The sequence below is a fragment of the Pseudomonas moorei genome, from assembly GCF_042846945.1.
In the GTDB taxonomy this organism is placed as follows: Bacteria; Pseudomonadota; Gammaproteobacteria; order Pseudomonadales; family Pseudomonadaceae; genus Aquipseudomonas; species Aquipseudomonas moorei.
The window spans coordinates 5,072,191-5,093,126 of the sequence record NZ_AP035776.1 but is presented as its reverse complement, the minus strand read 5'-3'; the positions used below and the strand labels follow the sequence as shown (position 1 = coordinate 5,093,126).

The 20,936-nt window shown below is 60.6% G+C and carries 19 protein-coding genes; 3 read left to right on the top strand and 16 right to left on the bottom strand.

From position 1 onward, the window contains the following. Positions 1–17: 17 nt before the first annotated feature. From ACGJAX_RS23875 to ACGJAX_RS23845, 7 genes are read right to left on the bottom strand one after another with little or no spacing between them, the layout of a single operon-like run. On the bottom strand, positions 18–1,403 hold the full coding sequence (locus ACGJAX_RS23875; protein WP_390956400.1) for an ATP-binding protein: 1,386 nt from the start codon (positions 1,401–1,403) through the stop codon (positions 18–20). After that, the gene (locus ACGJAX_RS23870) at positions 1,400–2,062 is read right to left on the bottom strand and encodes a response regulator (RefSeq protein WP_090320518.1); all 663 of its coding nucleotides are present in this window, start codon (positions 2,060–2,062) and stop codon (positions 1,400–1,402) included. Before ACGJAX_RS23870 ends, ACGJAX_RS23875 begins: the two co-directional genes overlap by 4 nt. 11 nt (positions 2,063–2,073) lie before the next feature. Further along, a complete protein-coding gene (locus ACGJAX_RS23865) occupies positions 2,074–2,718 on the bottom strand; it encodes a tetratricopeptide repeat protein (RefSeq protein WP_390956399.1) in 645 nt (214 codons plus the stop codon). Next, positions 2,715–3,524, bottom strand: a complete 810-nt coding sequence (locus ACGJAX_RS23860) for an SDR family oxidoreductase (RefSeq protein WP_390956398.1) — start codon at positions 3,522–3,524, stop codon at positions 2,715–2,717. Before ACGJAX_RS23860 ends, ACGJAX_RS23865 begins: the two co-directional genes overlap by 4 nt. Next, entirely contained in the window at positions 3,511–4,185 is a 675-nt protein-coding gene (locus tag ACGJAX_RS23855) for a TenA family transcriptional regulator (protein WP_248916595.1), read from the bottom strand. The genes ACGJAX_RS23860 and ACGJAX_RS23855 overlap by 14 nt, the downstream gene beginning before the upstream one ends. Continuing rightward, entirely contained in the window at positions 4,182–5,663 is a 1,482-nt protein-coding gene (locus ACGJAX_RS23850) for an AMP-binding protein (protein WP_390956397.1), read from the bottom strand. The genes ACGJAX_RS23855 and ACGJAX_RS23850 overlap by 4 nt, the downstream gene beginning before the upstream one ends. Continuing rightward, positions 5,653–6,330, bottom strand: coding sequence for a thermostable hemolysin (locus tag ACGJAX_RS23845; protein ID WP_390956396.1), 678 nt, complete (start codon positions 6,328–6,330; stop codon positions 5,653–5,655). The genes ACGJAX_RS23850 and ACGJAX_RS23845 overlap by 11 nt, the downstream gene beginning before the upstream one ends. A 184-nt stretch (positions 6,331–6,514) precedes the next feature. On the opposite strand from ACGJAX_RS23845, the gene ACGJAX_RS23840 reads away from it, so the two are divergent. Next, on the top strand, positions 6,515–7,087 hold the full coding sequence (locus ACGJAX_RS23840; protein WP_090320536.1) for a cytochrome b: 573 nt from the start codon (positions 6,515–6,517) through the stop codon (positions 7,085–7,087). On the opposite strand, the gene ACGJAX_RS23835 is transcribed toward ACGJAX_RS23840, so the two are convergent. Further along, positions 7,068–8,177, bottom strand: coding sequence for a DNA alkylation repair protein (locus ACGJAX_RS23835; protein WP_390956395.1), 1,110 nt, complete (start codon positions 8,175–8,177; stop codon positions 7,068–7,070). The genes ACGJAX_RS23840 and ACGJAX_RS23835 overlap by 20 nt on opposite strands. Before the next feature lie 76 nt (positions 8,178–8,253). After that, positions 8,254–10,062, bottom strand: a complete 1,809-nt coding sequence (locus ACGJAX_RS23830; protein ID WP_090320542.1) for a monovalent cation:proton antiporter-2 (CPA2) family protein — start codon at positions 10,060–10,062, stop codon at positions 8,254–8,256. Between the two features lie 650 nt (positions 10,063–10,712). Between ACGJAX_RS23830 and ACGJAX_RS23825 the strand changes: the two genes are divergently transcribed. Then, positions 10,713–11,816: a GlxA family transcriptional regulator gene (locus tag ACGJAX_RS23825; protein WP_090320546.1), complete on the top strand. Its 1,104-nt coding sequence runs from the start codon at positions 10,713–10,715 to the stop codon at positions 11,814–11,816. An 82-nt stretch (positions 11,817–11,898) separates the two neighbouring features. On the opposite strand, the gene ACGJAX_RS23820 is transcribed toward ACGJAX_RS23825, so the two are convergent. The 5 genes from ACGJAX_RS23820 to gabP form a co-directional block, all read right to left on the bottom strand. Further along, complete coding sequence (locus ACGJAX_RS23820; RefSeq protein WP_090320549.1) at positions 11,899–13,332, bottom strand: NAD(P)(+) transhydrogenase (Re/Si-specific) subunit beta; 1,434 nt, start codon at positions 13,330–13,332, stop codon at positions 11,899–11,901. Further along, positions 13,329–13,685, bottom strand: coding sequence for an NAD(P) transhydrogenase subunit alpha (locus ACGJAX_RS23815; protein WP_007992881.1), 357 nt, complete (start codon positions 13,683–13,685; stop codon positions 13,329–13,331). The genes ACGJAX_RS23820 and ACGJAX_RS23815 overlap by 4 nt, the downstream gene beginning before the upstream one ends. Before the next feature lie 11 nt (positions 13,686–13,696). Further along, positions 13,697–14,818, bottom strand: coding sequence for a Re/Si-specific NAD(P)(+) transhydrogenase subunit alpha (locus tag ACGJAX_RS23810; RefSeq protein ID WP_090327220.1), 1,122 nt, complete (start codon positions 14,816–14,818; stop codon positions 13,697–13,699). Between the two features lie 68 nt (positions 14,819–14,886). Then, complete coding sequence (locus ACGJAX_RS23805) at positions 14,887–16,002, bottom strand: helix-turn-helix domain-containing protein (RefSeq protein WP_390956394.1); 1,116 nt, start codon at positions 16,000–16,002, stop codon at positions 14,887–14,889. A 108-nt stretch (positions 16,003–16,110) separates the two neighbouring features. After that, positions 16,111–17,511: a GABA permease gene (gene gabP, locus ACGJAX_RS23800; RefSeq protein WP_090320559.1), complete on the bottom strand. Its 1,401-nt coding sequence runs from the start codon at positions 17,509–17,511 to the stop codon at positions 16,111–16,113. Between the two features lie 381 nt (positions 17,512–17,892). On the opposite strand from gabP, the gene ACGJAX_RS23795 reads away from it, so the two are divergent. Continuing rightward, the gene (locus tag ACGJAX_RS23795) at positions 17,893–18,807 is read left to right on the top strand and encodes a LysR substrate-binding domain-containing protein (RefSeq protein WP_390956393.1); all 915 of its coding nucleotides are present in this window, start codon (positions 17,893–17,895) and stop codon (positions 18,805–18,807) included. On the opposite strand, the gene ACGJAX_RS23790 is transcribed toward ACGJAX_RS23795, so the two are convergent. After that, positions 18,797–19,573: a substrate-binding domain-containing protein gene (locus ACGJAX_RS23790; RefSeq protein ID WP_390956392.1), complete on the bottom strand. Its 777-nt coding sequence runs from the start codon at positions 19,571–19,573 to the stop codon at positions 18,797–18,799. The genes ACGJAX_RS23795 and ACGJAX_RS23790 overlap by 11 nt on opposite strands. A 26-nt stretch (positions 19,574–19,599) precedes the next feature. Then, positions 19,600–20,892, bottom strand: a complete 1,293-nt coding sequence (locus ACGJAX_RS23785) for a tricarballylate/proton symporter TcuC (protein WP_390956391.1) — start codon at positions 20,890–20,892, stop codon at positions 19,600–19,602. Between the last annotated feature and the right edge of the window lie 44 nt (positions 20,893–20,936).

Here is a 20,936-nt window from a genome sequence, read left to right as displayed (position 1 = left end):
GGCCCGCAAGACGTTCGCTAGGAAGCGCTGAGTGGCCGGGTATCTGGAATCGTCAGGGTCGCGCGCAATCCGCCTTCAGCCCGATTGGCCAGGGTGATGCGTCCGCCCAGCCGATGGGCAATGGTGTTGACGATCGTCAGCCCCAGTCCCGCGCCATGGGTGTTTCCGCGACTGTAGAAGCGTTCGAATACTCGTGCGTGGTCCGCTTCGTCGATGCCCGGTCCCTGATCCAGGACACTCAGGGCATAGAAACCCTCCGCCTGACTCAATTGCACGGTGATGACGCCGTGCTCGGGGGAAAAGTTCGCGGCGTTGGTGATCAGGTTGTTCAACGCGATATCGATGGCGGCGGCGTCGGCGAAGACTTTGCAGGGGCGGTCACTGGCTTCGAAGGCCAGTTCCAGATGTTTGCTCAGCAACCAGGGCGTGAGCTCGACCAGGCTGTCACGCACGCTTTCGGTCAGGTCGATAGCCTTCAGCGCCGGCGTCTGGGCTTGGGGTTCGAGGCGGGCCATGGTCAGTAACTGGTTGACCAGTCGGCTGGTCCGGTCGACGCCGGCGATCAGGAATGCCAGGGATTCGCGGCGCTCGTCTTCGGTTCTGGATTCCATCAGGTTCTGCGCGTGCACCCGCAAGATCGCCAGGGGCGTGCGCATTTCATGGGCGGCATCGGCAATGAAGCGCCGCTCTCGTCCGAGTACTTCCTGAATCTGCGCCAGCATGCGGTTGAGGGCCGCCTGCATTGGTTCGAGTTCGCTCGGCAGGGGTGTCAGGTGCAACGGCTCCAGCGAGCCACTGTGACGAGCCCGCAGGGTCTGCGCCATATCGGCCAAGGGTTTGAGGCCCCAACCAATGGCCACCCAGACCATCGCCGCCAGCACCAGGCTGCCCACTATGTTCGGCCACAAGGTATGACTCACGATGCGATCCACCAGATCCGCGCGCACGTCGTCGCGCTCACCGACCCAGATCCGCAACTCGTTCTGTTTGTCTTCGAGCAGGAATGCGCGCCATTGGCGGTTGTTCAGGTCCACCACATCGCTGAAGCCTGGTGTGGAGGGCGGCGCGGTGAATGAAGGAGCACTGGCGGTGTGCACCAGCACTTCGCCCTTGCGGTTCCAGACTTGAAAGGCAATCTTGGTTTCATAGGGATGACCATCGACCTTTGGCTCGGCTGCGCCCAGGGCCTGGTTGAACGCCTGATACAGTTCGGCGTGCTGCTTGCTGGCCAGTGGCATGCGCATTACGCCTTGCAGCAACCGCGCGTTCTGGGCCAGTTGCGCGTCATAGACCTCGGCGATTTCATGGTTGCTGTCATGCAGGTTGAGCACGCTGATCACGGCGATACCGGTGAGCATCAGGCCAATGATCAGCGTCAGGGTGCGACGCCGGATCGAAGTCATCGACGCTCCTCCACCAGATAACCGACCCCACGAATGGTGCGGATCAGATCGGTGGAGAACTTCTTGCGCAGGTGATGGATGTGCACTTCCAGGGTGTTGCTCTCGGCTTCTTCATTCCAGCCGTACAGCAATTGCATCAGGTGATCGCGGGTGATCACCCGGCCGGGTGGCGAGAGCAGTTCGTGCAGCAGCTGGTATTCCTTGGGCGTCAGGGCTACCGGCTCACCGTTGTAGCTGACTTGCTGTGTGCCGGGATTCAGGCTGATGCCAGCGTGCTCGATCAGCACCTGGGCGCGGCCGGCGCTGCGCCGCAACAACGCCCGCAGGCGGGCCTTGAGCTCGGCCAGGTCAAAGGGCTTGATCAGGTAATCGTCGGCCCCGGCATCCAGCCCGGCAATGCGATCTTCGGTGGCGTCGCGGGCGGTGAGGATCAGCACCGGCAGGTTCGAGCCGCTGTCACGCAGCCGTCGCAGCACTTCGAGGCCGTCCATGCGCGGCAGGCCAAGGTCGAGCACCGCCAGGTCAAAGGATTCACTGAGCAGCGCATGCAAGGCGCTGTTGCCGTCTTGCAACCAATCCACCGTGTACCCCTCACGGCTCAGGGCCTGATGGATGCCTTCGCCCAGGGCCACGTCATCTTCAACCAGTAATAAGCGCACACGGACTCCTGTCAGCCGAGTTTTTTATTGACGTCCACCAGTAAGGCTTCGATTTCCTTGCGACGACCGGCATCAGCGGTTTCGCGGCCCGCTCTGGGCGCCGCTTGCAGGGCTTTTTGCAAGGCTGCCCTGGCTTCGGTGTAACGCTTTTGACGGTAAAGGTGATCGCCCCAGAAGTACAGGCTGTCGATGCCATTGGGGTTGAGTTGCAACGCTGTTTTAAGCAATTGCTCGGCCTTGTCCGCGTCGCCGAAACCGATGGGCCAGCCGGGTACGCGGTCGTACAGCGCGCCAAGGCTGGTGTAGGCCGAACCTTGTAGCGCCTTGGGGTCCAGGGCCAGGGCCTTTTCCAGATCGGCTTTCGCCGCCTTGACCTTGCTCAGTGCGCCAAGCCCGCCCTGGGCGCCGGCCCAACTGCTGTTGACGATCCCGGACCAGATCCAGGCCTCCGCCACGTTCTGGCGCTCCTGGGTGAAGGTCGCGGTCTGGGCGGCGAGTTTTTCGAACGCCGTGGTGCGTTGCCCCTCCGGCAGTTCGTACTGAATGTGCGCCCAGTTCTGCTGAATACTCACCAGCCGCTGTTCGTCAACGGCGTCCAGCGCCCAGGCGCTCTGGCTCAAGGCCCCCAGCAGCAGGTAGGCGGCTATCTTGTTCATGGTTCGAGATTCTCCTTGTCGGGTTTCTGACTCAAGTGACGGATCAGCGGCAATTGTTTGCGCAGGCCTCGGTCCACCAGATTGGGCAGCAGGCTGTTGAGGCGCACGAAGAAACGTTCCGGCCAGCCCAGGTACAGATCGCGACGGTCGCCGGCAATGGCGTGAATCACGGCGGCGGCCACGGTTTGCGGGTCGTCGACGCTGGACTTCAGGGCATCGTTGAGCGCCTGGGCCGCCGGGCTGTTCATGCTGGTGCGGGTGGCACGCGGGGCGACGTAGAGCACGCTGACCCGGGTGTCCGCCAGTTCCCGGCGCAGGGCTTCGGAAAACCCGCGCAACGCGAACTTGGTGGCGCAATAGCTGGCGTAACCGGGGTAGCCGATGGACCCATAGGTGGAGCCGACGTTGACCACCATGGCGCTGGGGGCCTGCTTGAGCAGGGGCAGGAGGATTTTCGTCAGGCAGATCGGTGCACCGACATTCAGCGCGAGCATCGCGTTGATCTCGCTGTCCTCCAGTTGTTCGAGCATGGCGAAATGATTGACCCCGGCGGCATTGATCAACAGGTTGATGCCACCGATGCTTTCGGCCTCGGCCAGCACTTCACTACGGTCCGCCGCCGACGTCAGGTCCGCCGCGATCCAGCACAGGTTATCGGGATACCGCTCAAGCAGCGGCTCCAAGGGTTGTCGATGCCGAGCCACGGCCAATACCCGGGCCCCGCTGGCGCACAAGGCCGTGGCGATGGCCAGGCCGATGCCGCCGCTGGCACCGGTCAATACCACGCGAGCTTCAGACAGGCGCATGGACGTTCTCCCCGTCACGCGGCAAACCGCGGAACATGTCGGCGTAGAGCGTGTACACCACTTTGGAAGCATGAATGACCGCGGCCTGATCGTCCGGGTCTTCCAGCTTGTTCATCAAGCGACGGTAGGTCTGCATGTGTTCGATATCCAGGGCGCCGTGGGAACTGAGGTAGCTGAAAGCGCTTTCCGGCAAATCCAGGCGCTGGCGAATGCTGCCGGCGGCATGGGTGGCCAGGGCGATGCTGGTGCCTTCCAGCACGTTGACCATGCCGAACAGACCGACCGGGTTGTCCCGGGCAATCAAGTCGTAGAGAAAACTCACCATCAATTCGATGGGGAGGGAAGGGCGACCGTCGCGGACCGCGGATTTGTCGCCGCCGCAGGCTTCGATGTCGTTGAGCACCCATTGTTCGTGGCCGTACTCATCCTCGATGTACTCGCACACGGCCTGCCGCAGCCATTCCAGGCGTGAGGGCAGGCGCGCGCCGCAGGCCATCATCAATGGCACCGTGTGACGTACGTGGTAATAGGCTTGCGTCAGGAAGGCACGGTAGCTTTCCAGGCTGACCTTGCCCTCCAGGGCATCGCGAATGACCGGGAGGTTGAACAGTTCGTGGCGTTCCTGGTGGGTGGCTTCTTGCAGGGTGTCGAAAAAACTCATGATGCGGTGTCCTCTGGAAACGCAGATTCGCTCAGTTGCGCCCGGTACTGCTCGACGATGGCGTCGCGACGGGGGCGGCCATTGGCGGTCAGCAGGCCATTGGCCGGGGTGAAGGGTTGATCCAGCCGGGTCCAGCGATGGACCTGGGCGTAGTCAGGCAAGGCCTCATTGGCCTCGGCCACGGCGGCGGCCAGTTGCTCGTCCGGGCAGTCGGGGCGATGGGGCCAGAGCAGTGCATGGTTGTGTGGCATGGCTTCGCCGTAGACGAAGGCCTGGGCGATATGCCGCCGTTGAGTCAGCTCGGCCTCGACCCATTCGGGGTTCACATTGCGTCCGAAACTGGTGACGAACTGATGTTTCTTGCGCCCCTTGAGGTAGAGGTAACCCTCGGCGTCGAATTCGCCGAGATCGCCGCTGGGCCACCATTGATCGGTGTGCGGCGCGTCCCCCAGGTAGCCGAGCAGGGTCGACCCCTTGATCAGCACTTCACCATCGTCGGCCAGGCGAATCTGCACATGGGGCAGGGGACGACCGACGCTGCCGGGCCGGCAGGCCTGCGGCCGGTTGAGGCAAACCACCGACGCGCACTCCGACAGGCCATAGCCTTCGTAGACCGGCAGGCCCACCCGTTGCGCCCGGTGCAGCAAATCTTCGGCAACCCGCGCGCCACCCACGGCGGCAAAGCGCAGGTGTTGCGGGTTGAAGCCTTTCTGCTCCGCAGCGCTGACCAACATCAACAACAGTTGCGGTACCAGAATCAGACTCTGCGGGGCGCGACTGGCCAGGAATCCCAGCAGGCGTGGCACATCGACGCCGCTGGCGCCTTGAATGCCCAGGGTTTTCTGGCTGGGCAGGCTCAGGGTCGCCCCGGCGTACAACGCCGCATAACAACCGATGTTTTCCAGCAGAATGGCCAGCGGCAGCAGGGCCAGATGATGCTGCGGATGGCTGGGCCGGCTGGCCAGCTCCAGTTCGCGGGCCACCTGCAGAATGCTCTCGGCACTCAGGCAGACGCCTTTCGGCGTGCCGGTGGTGCCGGAGGTGAACGTCAGCTTGGCGGTGCCTTCGGGCATCCGGTTGGGGCCCTTGAAGGTGCGGCGCCAGAATTCGCCGGTGTGCGCATAGCCGCTCGCTTGCAGCTCGCTTCCCAGCTCCGGGCCGGCGATCACGACCTCGGCCTGGCTCTGCTCCAGGCAATGGCTGCGTTGGGCGGCGCTGAAGAACGGCGGCAACGTCAGGCACGTCAGGCCTTCAAACAATGCGGCCAGGTCCCAGAGCATCGCTTCGACGCCATTGTCCAACGCCAATGCGACCACCTTGATATTCCCATCGCGCAGGCGCTGCCGGCGGGCCATCACCTCGGCGTACAGCGTGGCGTAGTCCAGCATCGACTGATCGCCCCACAAGGCGATGCCATGGGGCGTTACTTCGGCATGGCGGCGCAGGATCCGGTCGAAACGTGCCGTTTCAGGCGACATGGATGAACCCCTCGATGGATGTCGGCAATCCCAGGCGACCGAACAGGCCGATATTGCGCAAATGAATGAAGCCGGCGCGGATATTGCCCACGTGCACCCAGGGCTTGCTCTCGTAATAGCTGCCCCAGCTGTACCGGTCGTCGCCCAGCCGCGCCGGGTCGGCGGCGCACAGGGTCACCGGTTTCAAACCGAGCCGGTGGAAGCTGTTGACCAGACCGATGTTGCCAGTGAATGCCACCCATTCCAGGCCACCCATGGCCAGCAGGTAAGTGATGGCGATGATGCTCATTCGTGCGCTGCCGGTGTCACTGGCCGCCAGATTGCCCACTTCGACGATACCGGTCCGTTCCACGGGGCGATCAGCGGCGGCGCTGATCAGCGGGTCGATCGGTTCATCCAGATAACGCTCCAGAAACAACTCCCCGTCATCGGCCAGGCGTACGCCGGCCACGGCGCAGAGCTCTCCGGCGTCATTGCTCATGCCGAACAGTTCCGGCATGAAATGGCGGATATCGGCACCGTGGGCCTTGCGGAAACGTTGTTGGATATAGGTTTCAAAGCATTCGCGCTGGGGGTCATCCGGCAGCGCTCTGGCCAGACTCATCGGCGGCGTATCCGCTTGGCCGAACTGCAGAGGCAAAGGGATGTTCCAGTCGAAGTGGGGCATTGAATGGCGCCTCCCGGGAGTTTATGGGAGGAGTATCGGAAGCATTTCTTAACGGAGTCTGAAGGTGAGAAAAAAGTTAAATAACGTCGTCTTCAGGTTCGCTTAAGATTGCGCTGGCAGGGTGGCGCTCGATCTGGTTGCGCGAATGAGTCGCCAGCCTGGACTGACACTCACGAGGCCCACGATGACCCGCGATTCAACAACACAACGTTACGGAAAACTGTCGATAGCCATGCACTGGTTGATGCTGGCGCTGTTTGTCGGCGTCTATGCCTGCATCGAAATCAAGGGGTTCTTGCCCCGTGGTGGTACCGGGAGGAGTTTTTTTCTCGGGCTGCACGGTTTATTCGGTTTGAGTATTTTTGCCCTGGTCTGGATCCGTTTGCTTGGGCGGCTGTCCCCGCGCCCACCCATCATGCCGGCACCGCCCACCTGGCAGACCGGTGTTTCCCACTTGATGCACCTGGCGCTGTATGTGCTGATGATTGCCACGCCGGTACTGGCCTGGCTGATGCTGGCCGCTGGCGACAAGCCGATGCCCTATTTTGAGTTTGCCTTGCCGGCACCGGTGGCGGTCGATCCCGACCTGGCCAAGCAGTTCAAGCACTGGCACGAGCAACTCGGAAACGCCGGTTACTGGTTGATCGGCTTGCACGCGGCGGCTGGTTTGTTCCACCACTATTGGGTCCAGGACAACACCCTGACGCGCATGCTGCCAGGCCGTTCGCGGGATTCGCTCAATCAGCGTCAACAGTAATTTCGAAGGCCGAACTCGCCAGCCGTTCGCCATTGATCAGCACATGCACCGCATGCCGGCCCGCGTAGTGCCGACGGGTGGTCAGTTCCTTGATGTGCTGGCCCCGGGCAATGGATTCGGTGGCCTTGCCGGGCAAGGTAAGGGCCTTGAGCTTGAAGACCTTGGTCGACGTGCTGCCGTTGGCCTTGACGTAATCGATGGCGTAGTCGATCACCAGGCGCTGGCTGGCCTCCACCGTGGATGTGACGGTAAAGGACAGGGTGATTTTTTCCCCCAGGCCTATCACCGGCGGATTGACCTGTACGTCGAGGATCTCGACTTCAGGCTTGCCGCTGGCGCCGATGATCGCCAGCGCCCTCTGATTGCCCTGTTTGATCAGGCTGCGTAGCGCATGTTTGGCGATCCACGCCGTGTGTTTGTTATCCAGCGACCAGCCTTCGATCAGGTCCAGCACCCACTGCGGGTGATCCTTGGTGATGTCGTTGAGGTGGTTGGCCACGGACTTGCGGACATACAGGCTGGGGTCTGCCTTGAGGTTGTCGAGAATGGCGGCGGCCAGCCGTGGCTCGGCCTGGATCGACTCCAGGCGAAACGACCACGGCAAGCGTGGCCGGCAGCCTTCACTGGCCAGGCGTCGGACGTGTTCGTTGGCATCCAGCGACCAGTCATGCATCAGTTTGAGGGACCGCTCCAGATCGCGACGCAGGAAGTGCCGGATGGCGAACTCCGAGGAGCCGAAGGCGGTGAAGTACTTGAGCGCGTCCATGGACAGGTCGAATCGCTCGGTGCCGTAGGTCGCCACGTAATGCGGCAGGCACATGCTGACGAAACCGCTGTTCAGGCGCGGGGCGAGGGCGCGCAATAATGGCAGCGAGGCCTCGAAGTCCAGCGCCAGCACCGCGTGCAGGCATTCGCTGACGCGGGCCATGCGCTGCATCACCGACAGGTCCGCCAGACCGCTTTTGGCCAGCTTCAGGAAGGCCCTGGCATCGAACCGGGGATAGACCGCGGTCATCTCGGTGGCGATGTGCTGGAGGCGTTCGCTGTTGAAGATTTCCTTGAGGGCGGGGGAGGATGAGTCAGCAGCCATTGTGGGTTCCTTTGTATTTGTTGTTTACCCAATACATCGGGTAATCGTTCTTCGCGAGCAGGCCCTCCAAGTCACTTCATTTCCTGGCGGCTTGCTCTTCCAGCTGATCCGACTCAAACAGCCGCGCCAGTTCCGCCCGTGCTTCCTGGGCCGTCTGCATGACTTTCGCCGCATCGTCGTACACCGCATGCTGGGCTTCGAGCACCTGTTCGTCGTGGTGTTTGAAACGCTTGATCCGCGCATCCGCCTGGGCCTGGGTCAATCCCAGCCCGATCAGGGTCTGGCGGCTCATTTCCAGGCTGGAATAAAAGGTCTCGCGCACCGCCAGGGCGTCGACGTCCATCAGCCGATGCACATGCTGACGGTTACGGGCGCGGGCGATGATTTTCATCTCCGGATAGAGCTTGCGCACCAGCTCGGCGGTCTTGATGTTGGTGTCCGGGTCGTCGGTGGCAATCACAAAGAACTCCGCTTCGCCGACTTTCGCCGCCTTGAGGATCTCCGGACGCATCGGGTCGCCGTAGAACACCGGTACACCGCCGAAGCTGCGGGACAGCTCGATGGTTTCCACCGAGGTGTCGAGGGCCACGAACTTGATGTTCTGGGCCCGCAGGATACGCGCAACGATTTGCCCCATGCGGCCCATGCCGGCAATGACCACCCGGGGCGCTTCAGTGTCGATCTCGCGAAATTGCTCGGGGACCACCACCGGTTGCACCTTGGGGCTGACCAGGCGGGCGCACCCCAGTAACAGCAATGGCGTGAGCGCCATGGACAGGGTGATGGTCAGCACCAGCAAATCATACAGGTGCGGTTCGAACAGCCCTTGATCGCGGCCGATCTTGAACACCACGAAGGCGAATTCACCGCCCGCCGCCAGCACGATGCCGAGGCGAATCGCGCTGACCTTGCCCAGGCCGCCGGCCAGCCGCCCCACGACAAACAGCAACGGCAGCTTGATGGCAATCAGCAGCAGGGTCAGGCCCAGCACCACGGCGGGCGCGCTCAGCAGCAGACTCAGGTTCGCGCCCATGCCGACACTGATGAAAAAAAGCCCCAGCAGCAGCCCCTTGAACGGTTCGATTTGCGCTTCCAGTTCATGGCGGTATTCGGAATCTGCCAGCAGCAGGCCGGCGAGAAAGGCACCAAGGGCCATCGACACGCCCACCAGGTCCATCAACCATGCCGTGCCGATGACCACCAGCAGTGCGGTGGCGGTGGACACCTCCGGCAAACCGGTTTTCGCCACCACCCGGAATACCGGTCGCAGCAGATAACGTCCGCCGATCACCACCACGGCAATGCTGCCCAGTACCCGCAAGCCGTGATTGACATCGTCGGCGGCACTGGCGTTGTGATCGACGCCGGCCAGCAATGGCACCATGGCGATCAGCGGGATCGCGGCGATGTCTTGGAACAGCAGGATCGCAAACGCCAGGCGCCCGTGGGGGCTGGTCAGTTCCTTGCGCTCGGCCAGGCTTTGCAGGCCAAACGCGGTGGATGACAAGGCCAGACCCAGGCCCAGCACGATGGCGCTGTTGAGCGGCTGGCCGAACAAAAACAGCGCCACCACACCGATCACCGAGCCGGTCAACAACACCTGCGCCAAACCCACGCCAAACACCGATTTGCGCATCACCCACAAGCGGCGCGGCGACAATTCAAGGCCGATGATGAACAGCAGCAACACCACGCCGAGTTCCGAGATATGGCTGACACTCTGCGGATTGCCGATCAGGCCCAGCACCGAAGGCCCGATGATCACCCCGGCAAACAGATAACCCAGCACCGCCCCCAGTTGCAGCCGCTTGGCCAGTGGCACGGTGAGCACCGCCGCGAACAGAAACACGACAGCGGCTTGCAACAGATTGCCTTCATGGGGCATGACGAAACTCCATTCACTCGGTACGGCAGGGGCGACAAGGATAAAGGCTGGGGTTGGCTGAGTCAGCCATGGGTTGGAACTCAGTTGTTACATTTTGCATTAGTTGGTTGCATTCATAGAATAAGTGGATCAATCCGATTCCACGCGGCGTCTTCGAATGTAGGCGGCACGTTCAAACACTTAACAAGGAATCTCGGGGGGCGATATGACATTGCCAGCCTGGATCTTTTCATCTCGGGCGCCGATGAGCGAAACCTGGCCCGTGCCTCCCGCATCAAGCCCTCGCAGTGTCAGCGGTCAGCAAGCGTGTCACCGAGTTTGGCATTGCTCATCATTGCATTCAAAAACCGACATGTAGGCGTCGGTGACAAACAAGTTGGCGTTTTTAGACAGGTCTCGCGCATGTGCTACCAATGTGCACAACGTTGATGAACGCTGGCACAAACCCTAGCGTTTTCCTTATGGCTCCCGCCCTGCAATACCTCAGCCTAGAGACATTGGATGATGTCGTTTTTTGATCTGTTCAAACTTATGTAATTGGGTATGACCTTTGCGGGTTGAATACATGCTAATCCACCCATTTTTGGATGGACGAATAAAAAGAGCCTTTACCTGAGGCCGTTCACCCGCGTTACCTGTGGAGTACCTTGATGACGACGTTCAATTCCGGGGCGAAACCCCAAAACTCTGCACCTCAATCGATCGGTTTTTTGCTGCTGGACAACTTCACGTTGATTTCTCTGGCCTCCGCCGTGGAGCCTCTGCGAATGGCCAACCAGTTGTCCGGTCGTGAGCTGTATCGCTGGACGACCCTCACCGTCGATGGCGGCCAGGTCTGGGCCAGTGATGGCCTGCAAATCACTCCTGACGCCTCCATGCATAAAGCCCCACCAATGGACGCGATCGTCGTTTGCGGTGGCGTCGGTATCCAGCGCACCGTTACCCGCGAACACGTGTCATGGCTCCAAAGCCAGGCACGTCAGCACCGGCGTCTTGGCGCGGTGTGCACTGGCAGCTGGGCCCTGGCGTGCGCCGGCCTGCTGGACGGATTCGATTGCAGCGTGCACTGGGAATGCCTGGCGGCGATGCAGGAAGCGTTTCCGCGTGTGGTCATGAGCACCCGGCTATTCACCCTCGACCGTAACCGTTTCACCAGCTCCGGCGGCACCGCGCCGCTGGACATGATGCTGCACCTGATCAGCCGCGATCACGGTCGCGAACTGTCGGCCGCGATTTCGGAGATGTTCGTCTACGAACGCATCCGCAACGAACAGGATCACCAGCGCGTGCCGCTCAAGCACATGCTCGGCACCAACCAGCCGAAATTGCAGGAAATTGTCGCGCTGATGGAGGCCAATCTCGAAGAGCCGATCGACCTGGACGAACTGGCTGTGTATGTCTCGGTGTCCCGTCGTCAGCTAGAACGCCTGTTTCAGAAATACTTGCACTGTTCGCCATCGCGGTACTACCTCAAGCTGCGCTTGATCCGCGCGCGGCAGCTGCTCAAGCAAACGCCGGTGTCGATCATCGAAGTAGCGACGATCTGTGGCTTCGTGTCCACGCCACACTTCTCCAAGTGCTACCGCGAATACTTCGGCATTCCACCGCGTGACGAACGTGTAGGCTCCAACACCACACAACAGGTCGCGATGATACCGCTGCCGCAAGCGCTGGTGCTGTCGCCGTTGTCCGGGCCATTGTCGGCATTGAGCCAGGCACGCAACGAATCCACCTTTGCCAGTGTTCGTCTATAAATTTTCACCCCTATCCTGCGAAAGCGTAACGTTCGCAGGATAGGGGACGGCGCTTCATTTTAGTGTTGCGCTGAGGCAGGACTCACTCGACAGCCTTGACCATATCCTCGATGACCTTTTTAGCGTCGCCGAACACCATCATGGTTTTGTCCAGGTAGAACAGTTCGTTGTCCAGGCCGGCATAGCCGCTGGCCATCGAGCGCTTGTTGACGATGATGGTCTTGGCCTTGAACGCTTCGAGAATCGGCATGCCGGCAATCGGCGATTTCGGATCGTTCTTCGCCGCTGGGTTGACCACGTCGTTGGCGCCCAATACCAGCACCACGTCGGCCTGGCCGAACTCGGAGTTGATGTCTTCCATCTCGAACACCTGGTCGTAAGGCACTTCGGCCTCGGCCAGCAACACGTTCATGTGGCCCGGCATACGACCGGCCACCGGGTGGATCGCATATTTCACGGTCACGCCGCGATGGGTCAGCTTCTCGGTCAGTTCCTTCAGCGCATGCTGAGCACGGGCCACCGCCAGGCCGTAGCCCGGAACGATGATCACGGTGTCGGCGTTGGTCAGCAGGAAGGTCGCGTCGTCAGCCGAACCGGATTTCACCGGACGGGCTTCCTTGGCGCCTGCGGGACCGGCGTCGGCTGTATTGCCGAAACCACCGAGCAGCACATTAAAGAAGGAGCGATTCATCGCCTTGCACATGATGTACGAGAGGATCGCACCGGAGGAGCCCACCAGCGAGCCGGCGATGATCAGCATCGAGTTGTTCAGCGAGAAGCCGATACCCGCTGCGGCCCAGCCGGAGTAGCTGTTGAGCATCGACACCACTACCGGCATGTCGGCGCCGCCGATCGGGATGATGATCAACACGCCCATGACGAACGCCAGGGCCAGCATCAAGGCGAAGGCGCTGAGGTTGCCGGTCAGCATGAAGGTCACGCCCAGCGCCAGTGTGGCCAGGCCCAGCAGCAGGTTCAGTTTGTGCTGACCGCTGAACTGTACCGGCGCGCCCTGGAACAGACGGAACTTGTACTTGCCCGACAGTTTGCCGAAAGCGATCACCGAACCGGAGAAGGTGATTGCACCGATAGCCGCGCCGAGGAACAGTTCCAGGCGATTACCGGTCGGGATTTCATCGCCCAGATGCTGGACGATGCCCAGGGACTGCGGCTCGACGACAGCCGCGATGGCGATGAACACCGCGGCCAGGCCGATCATGCTGTGCATGAAGGCGACCAGTTCCGGCATTTTGGTCATTTCAACGCGTTTGGCCATGATCGAACCGGCGGTACCGCCGATCAGCAGGCCGACGATCACGTAGACGATACCGTCATGGGCCAGTTCGGCACCGAGCTTGTAGATCAGGCCGACCGTGGTGAGGACCGCCAGGCCCATGCCGAGCATGCCGAACAGGTTGCCGCGACGCGACGTGGTTGGGTGCGAGAGCCCCTTGAGCGCCTGGATGAAGCAGACCGAGGCGATCAAATACAGGGAGGTAACCAGGTTCATGCTCATGCTTGTTGCACCTCGGCCTTGACTGCTTCGGCCTTGGCTGCCGGAGCCTTTGCTGGAGCCGCTTTCTTCTTGAACATTTCCAGCATGCGCCGGGTGACCAGGAAGCCACCAAACACGTTGACCGCCGCCAGCGCCACGGCCAGGGTGCCCATGGTCTTGCCCAGTGGGGTGACGGTGAGGGCGGCGGCGAGCATGGCGCCGACAATGACGATGGCGGAGATCGCGTTGGTCACGGCCATCAGCGGGGTGTGCAGCGCAGGTGTCACGTTCCAGACCACGTGGTAGCCGACGTAGATGGCCAGCACGAAGATGATCAGGTTGTAGATACCGTGAGAGATCAGCATGTCTTCCATTGTTTTTATCCTCAGCCGTTCTTGCGCACGATCTGGCCATCGCGGCACATCAGGCACGCGGCGACGATATCGTCTTCAAGGTTGATGTCGAACTGGCCTTCCTTAGTGAACACCAGTTTCAGGAAGTCCAGCAGGTTGCGGGCGTACAGTGCCGAAGCGTCCGCCGCGACCGCGCCGGCCAGGTTGGTCGGGCCGACGATGGTCACGCCGTTTGCGACGACCACCTGGTCGGCCACGGTCAGCGGGCAGTTGCCGCCCTGGGCGGCCGCGAGGTCAATGACCACCGAGCCTGGCTTCATCTGCGCCACGGTTTCCGCGCTCAACAGCGTCGGCGCCTTGCGGCCCGGAATCAGCGCGGTGGTAATGACGATATCTGCCTGCTTGGCGCGCTCGTGCACGGCCACGGCCTGGCGTTGCATCCAGCTGGCCGGCATGGGGCGCGCGTAACCGCCGACACCGACGGCGCATTCACGCTCTTCATCGGTCTCGTAAGGCACGTCGACGAACTTGGCGCCGAGGGATTCGATCTGCTCTTTAACCGCAGGACGCACATCGGACGCTTCGATCACTGCACCCAGGCGCTTGGCCGTGGCAATGGCCTGCAAACCGGCCACACCGGCACCGAGGATCAGCACGCGAGCGGCTTTCACGGTACCGGCAGCGGTCATCAGCATCGGCATGAAGCGCGGATAGTAATGAGCGGCCAGCAACACGGCTTTGTAACCGGCGATGTTGGCTTGCGAGGACAGCACATCCAGGCTTTGAGCACGGGAGGTACGTGGTGCAGCCTCCAGCGCGAACGCGGTGATGCCGCATTCAGCCATCTTGGCGATGGTTTCATTGCTGAACGGGTTGAGCATGCCCACCACAACGGTGCCGCGCTTGATCAGCGCCAGCTCGCTGTCGCTGGGGGCGACCACTTTAAGAATCAGCTCTGCACCAAAGGCATCGTTGGCGCTGCCAATGGTTGCGCCTGCCGCTGCATAAGCACTGTCGACAACACTGGCATTAATGCCGGCGCCGCTTTGCACAGTGACCTTATGACCCTGGCCGATCAGTTTCTTGATGGTTTCCGGGGTTGCAGCAACCCGTGTTTCACCCGTCTGGGTTTCGAGAGGAACACCAATGTGCACGTCAAATCTCCTGCGTGATCTTATTGAGTAAACCCATGCACTACGGATGGTGCGGCTGGGATGGCCGATCAGTACAATTCGCCAAAATTCGAACGATCAATCATCCGAACACTGGCAAAGGTCGATTCGTTTCGTGCTTGGTCGAGCGCTGTCGGCGGTCTGGTCGATGACTGCCGCGTAGTCGCAAGCGTTGCCGGTATGCGACTCATTTCAGAGCCGGAACGTTCGTCGCTTGGTGGAACACCAAAGTACTCGCGATAGCATTTGGAGAAATGCGGTGTGGACACGAAACCGCATAGATATGCCAATTCTATGATCGACAATGACGTTTGCTTAAGCAGTTGTCGCGCTCGAATAAGGCGTAATCTCAAGTAGTAGCGTGACGGCGTACAGTTCAGATATTTCTGAAATAGCCGTTCTAGCTGTCGACGAGAAAGATCAACGTATTCTGCGAGCTTATCCAGGTCGAGCGGCTCCTCAAGATTGGCTTCCATCAACGCGACGATCTCCTGCAGCTTGGGTTGATGAGTTCCTAGTACATGCCTAAGCGGGATGCGCTGATGGTCTTGTTCATTGCGGATGCGTTCGTAGACAAACATATCCGAAATGGCAGCAGACAATTCACGGCCATGATCGCGGCCGATCAGGTGCAACATCATGTCCATTGGCGCTGTTCCGCCGGAGCTTGTGAATCGGTTCCGGTCGAGGGTAAAGAGGCTCGCGCTGATGCTGACTCGCGGAAAAGCTTCCTGCATGGCCGCCAGACATTCCCAATGCACACTACACTCGTACCCGTCGAGCAGCCCTGCTTCGGCGAGCAACCAGCTACCGGTGCACACCGCTCCCAATCGCCTGGATTGACGCGCCAAAGCTCGCAGCCAGGTGACGTGATCGCGAGTAATTGCACTCTGGATTCCAATACCACCGCACACGATGACGGTGTCCGCCACCAACGGATTGTTCCACGAACCATCCGGCGTAATCGGCACGCCATCACTGGCCCAGACAGGCTCTCCACCGGGGCTGAACGTATGCCAGCGATACAGCTCTCGCCCCGACAACTGATTGGCCATGCGCAGGGGTTCTACGGCGGACGCCAAGGACATCAACGTGAATTTATCCAGCAGCAGAAAACCAACTGATTGGGTAGTTGCACGGTCGGAAACGATAGAGTTCGATGACATCGGGGGTCATGTCCTCACAAAAAGCGATTACAGCCTGAGACGCAGGAGCTTGTACTGCTCCTGGTCTTTGCGCGCGCAAGTATTAAATTCGACGTAAATGCCTTTGTGTTATCCCACCGATGTCGCTCTTGCAGCCTGTGCAGGCTGACGCGATGTCACAAGACCGATAAAGGAAATCGCCAGCGCCAGTCCAATAGTCGTGCTCACTTCGGTACGGTGTTCAGGGGTGGCCATCATCACAGCCAGTGCCGCGCAGATGAACACGATCACCAACCAGGTGAGCCAAGGAAATAGCCACATGCGAAAGGTCAGCTCGATGTTCTGCCGACGCAACATCCGGCGCATGCGCAATTGCGAAACCGCAATGGCCAGGTACACCACCAGGGCAATCGCGCCGGAACTGGCCAGCAGGAACTCAAACAGCCCGGCGGGCATGAAGTAGCTCCATACTGTGATCCCTGCGCCCAGCACGGTGCTGGCGATGACTGCTGCTCGCGGCACGCCTTCGGAGGAGGTCGCCTTCAGCGCCTTTGGCGCATCGCCACGACGGCCCAGCGAGTACAGCATGCGCGAGGCAATGTAGATCGAGGAGTTCATGCAACTGGCTACTGCGATCAGCACCACCACGTCCACCATGAACTTGGCATGGGGAATGTTCATGATTTCCAGTGCCCGCTGATAGGAGCCTACCTGGGCCAGCAGCGGATCGTTCCAAGGCACCACGGAGATGACCACGAAAATCGACAACAGGTAGAACACGCCGATGCGCCAGATCACCGAACGGGTGGCCTTGGCAATATTCTGCGACGGATTGTCGGATTCGGCGGCGGCGATGGTGACCGCTTCAGTACCAATGAAGCTGAACATGATGGTGATGAAAGCGCCGACTACCGCCGACAGTCCGTTGGGGGCAAATCCGCCATGCTCGGCCATCAGGCCGCTCAAACCGCTGACTTCCCGATCGGGAATCCAGCCCATCAACACGGCAAAACCCACGCCGATGAAACCGATGATCGCCACCACCTTGGCCATGGCGAACCAGAATTCGAATTCGCCGTACTTGGAGACACTGAACAGATTGGTGATGACCAACGCAATGATCGACACCAGGGCGAACAGCCAGGCATCGATCTGGGGGAACCACTGGTTCAGAACATGGCCGGCAGCCAGTGCTTCGATAGGGATCACCAGCACCCAGAACCACCAGTACAGCCAACCGATGGTGAAGCCGGCCCAGCGACCTATTGCCTGGTCGGCATAGGTGGAAAACGAGCCTGTGTCCGGGTTCGCCACCGCCATTTCACCGAGCATGCGCATGACCAGGACGACGAGCAGGCCAGAGAAAAGATAGGCCAGCAGGACCGCCGGGCCAGCAGCGGCAATGGCATGTCCTGAGCCAACGAATAAACCGGCGCCGATGATACCGGCGATTGAGAGCATTGTTACGTGACGAGGCTTGAAGCCCTGCGCCAATTGGCCATTCGAATCCTTGGAGCTCGGGCTAACCATTGGTTATTTTCTCTGCTGATCGACATTTAAGCGAATTGATGCAAGCTACGAATCATCATTCGTTGCCTGTTGTCCCGTCCTGAGAACGGCACCCTTCAAACGCTGCAGTTCTTATCAAACCCATAATCGGGATGTGGATATTTAGATGAAAAGACGCGCCACCTTACCCGGCTTGTCCGACGATTCAGTAGCCTGTTCGCGCCACCCCCTTGCCTGATATCGACACGTACCGACTCGGAGTTCACAACTGAAACCAATTGGTCACAAACTGGGCTGTCGTGTTTATTTTGTTTTGATGGGTTCAATCTCGTTACATTTTGCATTAGTTGGTTACATTCATAGAATAAGTGGATCAATCCGATTCCTCTGCGAGTGCAGACCATGGCCATCAATTTCGACCTCAACGACTTGCAGGCCTTTCGTGCCGTGGTTGAGCAGGGCAGCTTTCGCAAGGCTGCCGACACGGTGCGCATTTCCCAGCCGGCCCTGAGCCGGCGCATTGAAAAACTCGAGGATGCCCTGGGCGTAAGGCTCTTTGAACGCACCACGCGCAAGGTCAGCCTGACCCAGGCCGGACGCGGTTTCATGCCGAGCGTGGAGCGCCTGCTGGACGATCTGGACGTCGCGTTGCTGGGCATCAGCGAAGTCGCCTCGACGCGCCTGGGCCATGTCACCGTCGCTTGCGTGCCGTCGGCGGCGTACTACTTCATGCCGCGGGTCGTCGCTCATTACCATCGGCAATTTCCACGGATCAAAGTCAAAGTGCTGGATTCCAGCGCCCACGAAGTGCTGAGTGCGGTCGTCAACGGTGAAGCGGATTTCGGCCTGAGTTTCATGGGCACGCAGGAGGCCGAAGTGGATTTCGAGCCGCTGGTGCAGGAAAGTTATGTGGTGGCCTGTCGCCGCGACCATCCATTGGCCGGACGCAGCAGCGTGACGTGGAATGAGTTCTATCAGCAGGATTACATCTCGCTGGATAAAACCTCGGGCAACCGTTTTTTACTGGATCAGGCATTGACCCGGGTGGTGCCGCAGCGGCCGAGCATCTGCGAAACCCGGCATGTGACGACCATGATCGGCCTGGTGGAGGCGGGGCTCGGTGTGGCGGCGGTGCCGCAGATGGCAATGCCGGCAGCGGATCACCCGATTCTGACGCAGGTGCCGCTGACCGACCCACAGGTGATGCGCAGCGTCGGCCTGATCAAGCGCCGGGGCCGAACCCTGACCCCGGCCGCACTGGAACTGGAACGCCTGGTGGTGGAAATGAAAGTCCAGCCGCCGTCTGTCAGTGACTGACCGAATCCAGCCCGGTGGCTTTCACATCCGGCTGTGCCTGGGCCGATGCCAGGTAATTGAGCAACGCTTTGGCTTCGGCCGGGTGTTGCGCCCCCACCGGAATGCCGGCAGCGAATCGGGTCACCGATTGCACCGACTCCGGAATCTTCGCGACAAAACTCACCCCTGGCACCGGCAGCAATTCGCTCACCTGCTGAAAGCCCAGTTGATAGTCGCCGGTGGCCACCACGGAACCCACGGGAATTTTTGGGACCATGGTCGACTTGGGCTTGAGCTGGTCTTCAATGCCCAGGCGCTTGAACAACTGCTGTTCAATGTAGACGCCGCTGGCGCTGTCGGAATAGGCCACGGATCTGGCGTCGAGCAAGGTCTTTTTCAGGCCGTCGATGGAACTGATGTCCGGCTTTGGCGCCCCTTCGCGCACCACCAGGCCGATTCGCGAGTCTGCCAGCTCGACCCGTGAAGCCGGGTCGACCTTGCCTTGCTTGATCAGGTCGTCGAGGGCGTAGCCGACCATGATCACGACATCGGCCTGTTCACCGCGCGCCAGGCGATTGGGGATCGCTTCCGGGGCTTTGCCCATCGATGGGCCAAGATCGGTATGGAGAGTGTTGCCGGTGGCCGCGGCGAATTTCGGGCCGAGGATCTTGTAGGCGGCGGTGAAACCGCCGGAGGTCATCACGCGGATCTCTTCAGCCTGGGCCACGGCATTCAGGCCCAGGCTGAGGAGCAGACTCAGGGCCGTAACGTTGAATAGCTTTTTCATCGTGTGTGTTCTCGAAAAGGACGGGCTCAGGAAAGGGCGGGTTGCAGGCGACCGCTGGCGCGGCGATACAGGTACAACGTCGCGCACAACGCACAGAGCGCGGCGAAACTCATCCAGTAGCCGGGCGCAGCCTTGTCGCCGGTGTACTGAATCAGCAGGGTCGACATCGCCGGGGTGAATCCGCCAAACACGGCGGTGGCCAGGCTATACGCCAGGGAGAACCCGGCGACCCGCACGTGCACCGGCATGATTTCCGTCAGCGCCGGGATCATCGCGCCGTTGTACAAGCCATAAATGAACGACAACCACAGCAGCACCAGCAACATGTTGAGGAAGCTCGGTGCCTGTACCAGATACGTCAGCGCCGGATAGGTGGTGGCCAATGCCAACAGGGCCATGGCGACCAGCACCGGACGTCGGCCGATACGGTCGGACAACGCGCCGCCAATCGGCAGCCAGAAGAAGTTCGACACGCCTACCAGCAACGTCACCAGCAACGCATCGGATGTACTCAGGTGCAGTACGGTCTTGCCGAAGGTCGGCGCGTAAACGGTGATCAGGTAAAACGCGGTGGTGGTCAAGGCGACCATCATCATGCCGGCGAATACGACCACCCAGTTCTGTGCGAGCGTACGCAATACCTCGCCCATGCCCGGACGGTGTTTACGAGCGGCGAACTCTTCGGTTTCTTCCAGGTTACGACGCAGCAGGAAGATGAACGGCACGATCATGCAGCCGACAAAAAACGGAATCCGCCAGCCCCAGTCGGCGACCATGGTTGGCGCCATCCATTGGTTCAGGCCGTAGCCCAGCGCGGCGGCGACCACGATTGCCACTTGCTGACTGGCTGACTGCCAACTGGTGAAAAAACCCTTGTTGCCGGGTGTGGCGATTTCCGAGAGATACACCGAGACGCCGCCCAGTTCCGCGCCCGCCGAAAACCCTTGCAGCAACCGTCCGATCAGGACGAGGGCCGGCGCGAACAATCCGATGGTTTCGTAGCCGGGCACCAGCACAATCAGGATCGTGCCGCTGGCCATGATCGACAAGGTCACGATCAGCCCTTTGCGCCGACCCACATCATCAATGTACGCACCCAGCAGCACCGCACCCAATGGACGCATCAAGAAGCCTGCGCCGAACACGGCAAAGGTCATCATCAAGGACGCGAACTCGCTGCTGGCCGGGAAGAACACGGCCGCAATTTGCGTGGCATAGAAACCGAAAAGGAAAAAATCGAACTGTTCAAGGAAATTGCCCGAGGTGACCCGGAAAATGGCACTGGCGCGGGAGCGTCCGCGCGGAATTGAGGCTGTCATCGATAAGTACTCCACCGCTTTTATGACGTGCACTGCCTGTAGGC

Excerpts from the sequence above, each read along its gene's own strand:
- ACGJAX_RS23840 (WP_090320536.1), top strand. The coding sequence starts at position 6,515 with ATGACCCGCGATTCAACAACACAACGTTACGGAAAACTGTCGATAGCC.
- ACGJAX_RS23825 (WP_090320546.1), top strand. The coding sequence starts at position 10,713 with ATGACGACGTTCAATTCCGGGGCGAAACCCCAAAACTCTGCACCTCAA.
- ACGJAX_RS23785 (WP_390956391.1), bottom strand. The coding sequence starts at position 20,892 with ATGACAGCCTCAATTCCGCGCGGACGCTCCCGCGCCAGTGCCATTTTC.
- ACGJAX_RS23795 (WP_390956393.1), top strand. The coding sequence starts at position 17,893 with ATGGCCATCAATTTCGACCTCAACGACTTGCAGGCCTTTCGTGCCGTG.
- ACGJAX_RS23815 (WP_007992881.1), bottom strand. The coding sequence starts at position 13,685 with ATGGAAGACATGCTGATCTCTCACGGTATCTACAACCTGATCATCTTC.
- ACGJAX_RS23845 (WP_390956396.1), bottom strand. The coding sequence starts at position 6,330 with ATGCCCCACTTCGACTGGAACATCCCTTTGCCTCTGCAGTTCGGCCAA.
- ACGJAX_RS23865 (WP_390956399.1), bottom strand. The coding sequence starts at position 2,718 with ATGAACAAGATAGCCGCCTACCTGCTGCTGGGGGCCTTGAGCCAGAGC.
- ACGJAX_RS23805 (WP_390956394.1), bottom strand. The coding sequence starts at position 16,002 with ATGTCATCGAACTCTATCGTTTCCGACCGTGCAACTACCCAATCAGTT.
- ACGJAX_RS23790 (WP_390956392.1), bottom strand. The coding sequence starts at position 19,573 with ATGAAAAAGCTATTCAACGTTACGGCCCTGAGTCTGCTCCTCAGCCTG.
- gabP (WP_090320559.1), bottom strand. The coding sequence starts at position 17,511 with ATGGTTAGCCCGAGCTCCAAGGATTCGAATGGCCAATTGGCGCAGGGC.
- ACGJAX_RS23855 (WP_248916595.1), bottom strand. The coding sequence starts at position 4,185 with ATGAGTTTTTTCGACACCCTGCAAGAAGCCACCCACCAGGAACGCCAC.
- ACGJAX_RS23850 (WP_390956397.1), bottom strand. The coding sequence starts at position 5,663 with ATGTCGCCTGAAACGGCACGTTTCGACCGGATCCTGCGCCGCCATGCC.
- ACGJAX_RS23860 (WP_390956398.1), bottom strand. The coding sequence starts at position 3,524 with ATGCGCCTGTCTGAAGCTCGCGTGGTATTGACCGGTGCCAGCGGCGGC.
- ACGJAX_RS23835 (WP_390956395.1), bottom strand. The coding sequence starts at position 8,177 with ATGGCTGCTGACTCATCCTCCCCCGCCCTCAAGGAAATCTTCAACAGC.
- ACGJAX_RS23820 (WP_090320549.1), bottom strand. The coding sequence starts at position 13,332 with ATGAGCATGAACCTGGTTACCTCCCTGTATTTGATCGCCTCGGTCTGC.
- ACGJAX_RS23875 (WP_390956400.1), bottom strand. The coding sequence starts at position 1,403 with ATGACTTCGATCCGGCGTCGCACCCTGACGCTGATCATTGGCCTGATG.
- ACGJAX_RS23830 (WP_090320542.1), bottom strand. The coding sequence starts at position 10,062 with ATGCCCCATGAAGGCAATCTGTTGCAAGCCGCTGTCGTGTTTCTGTTC.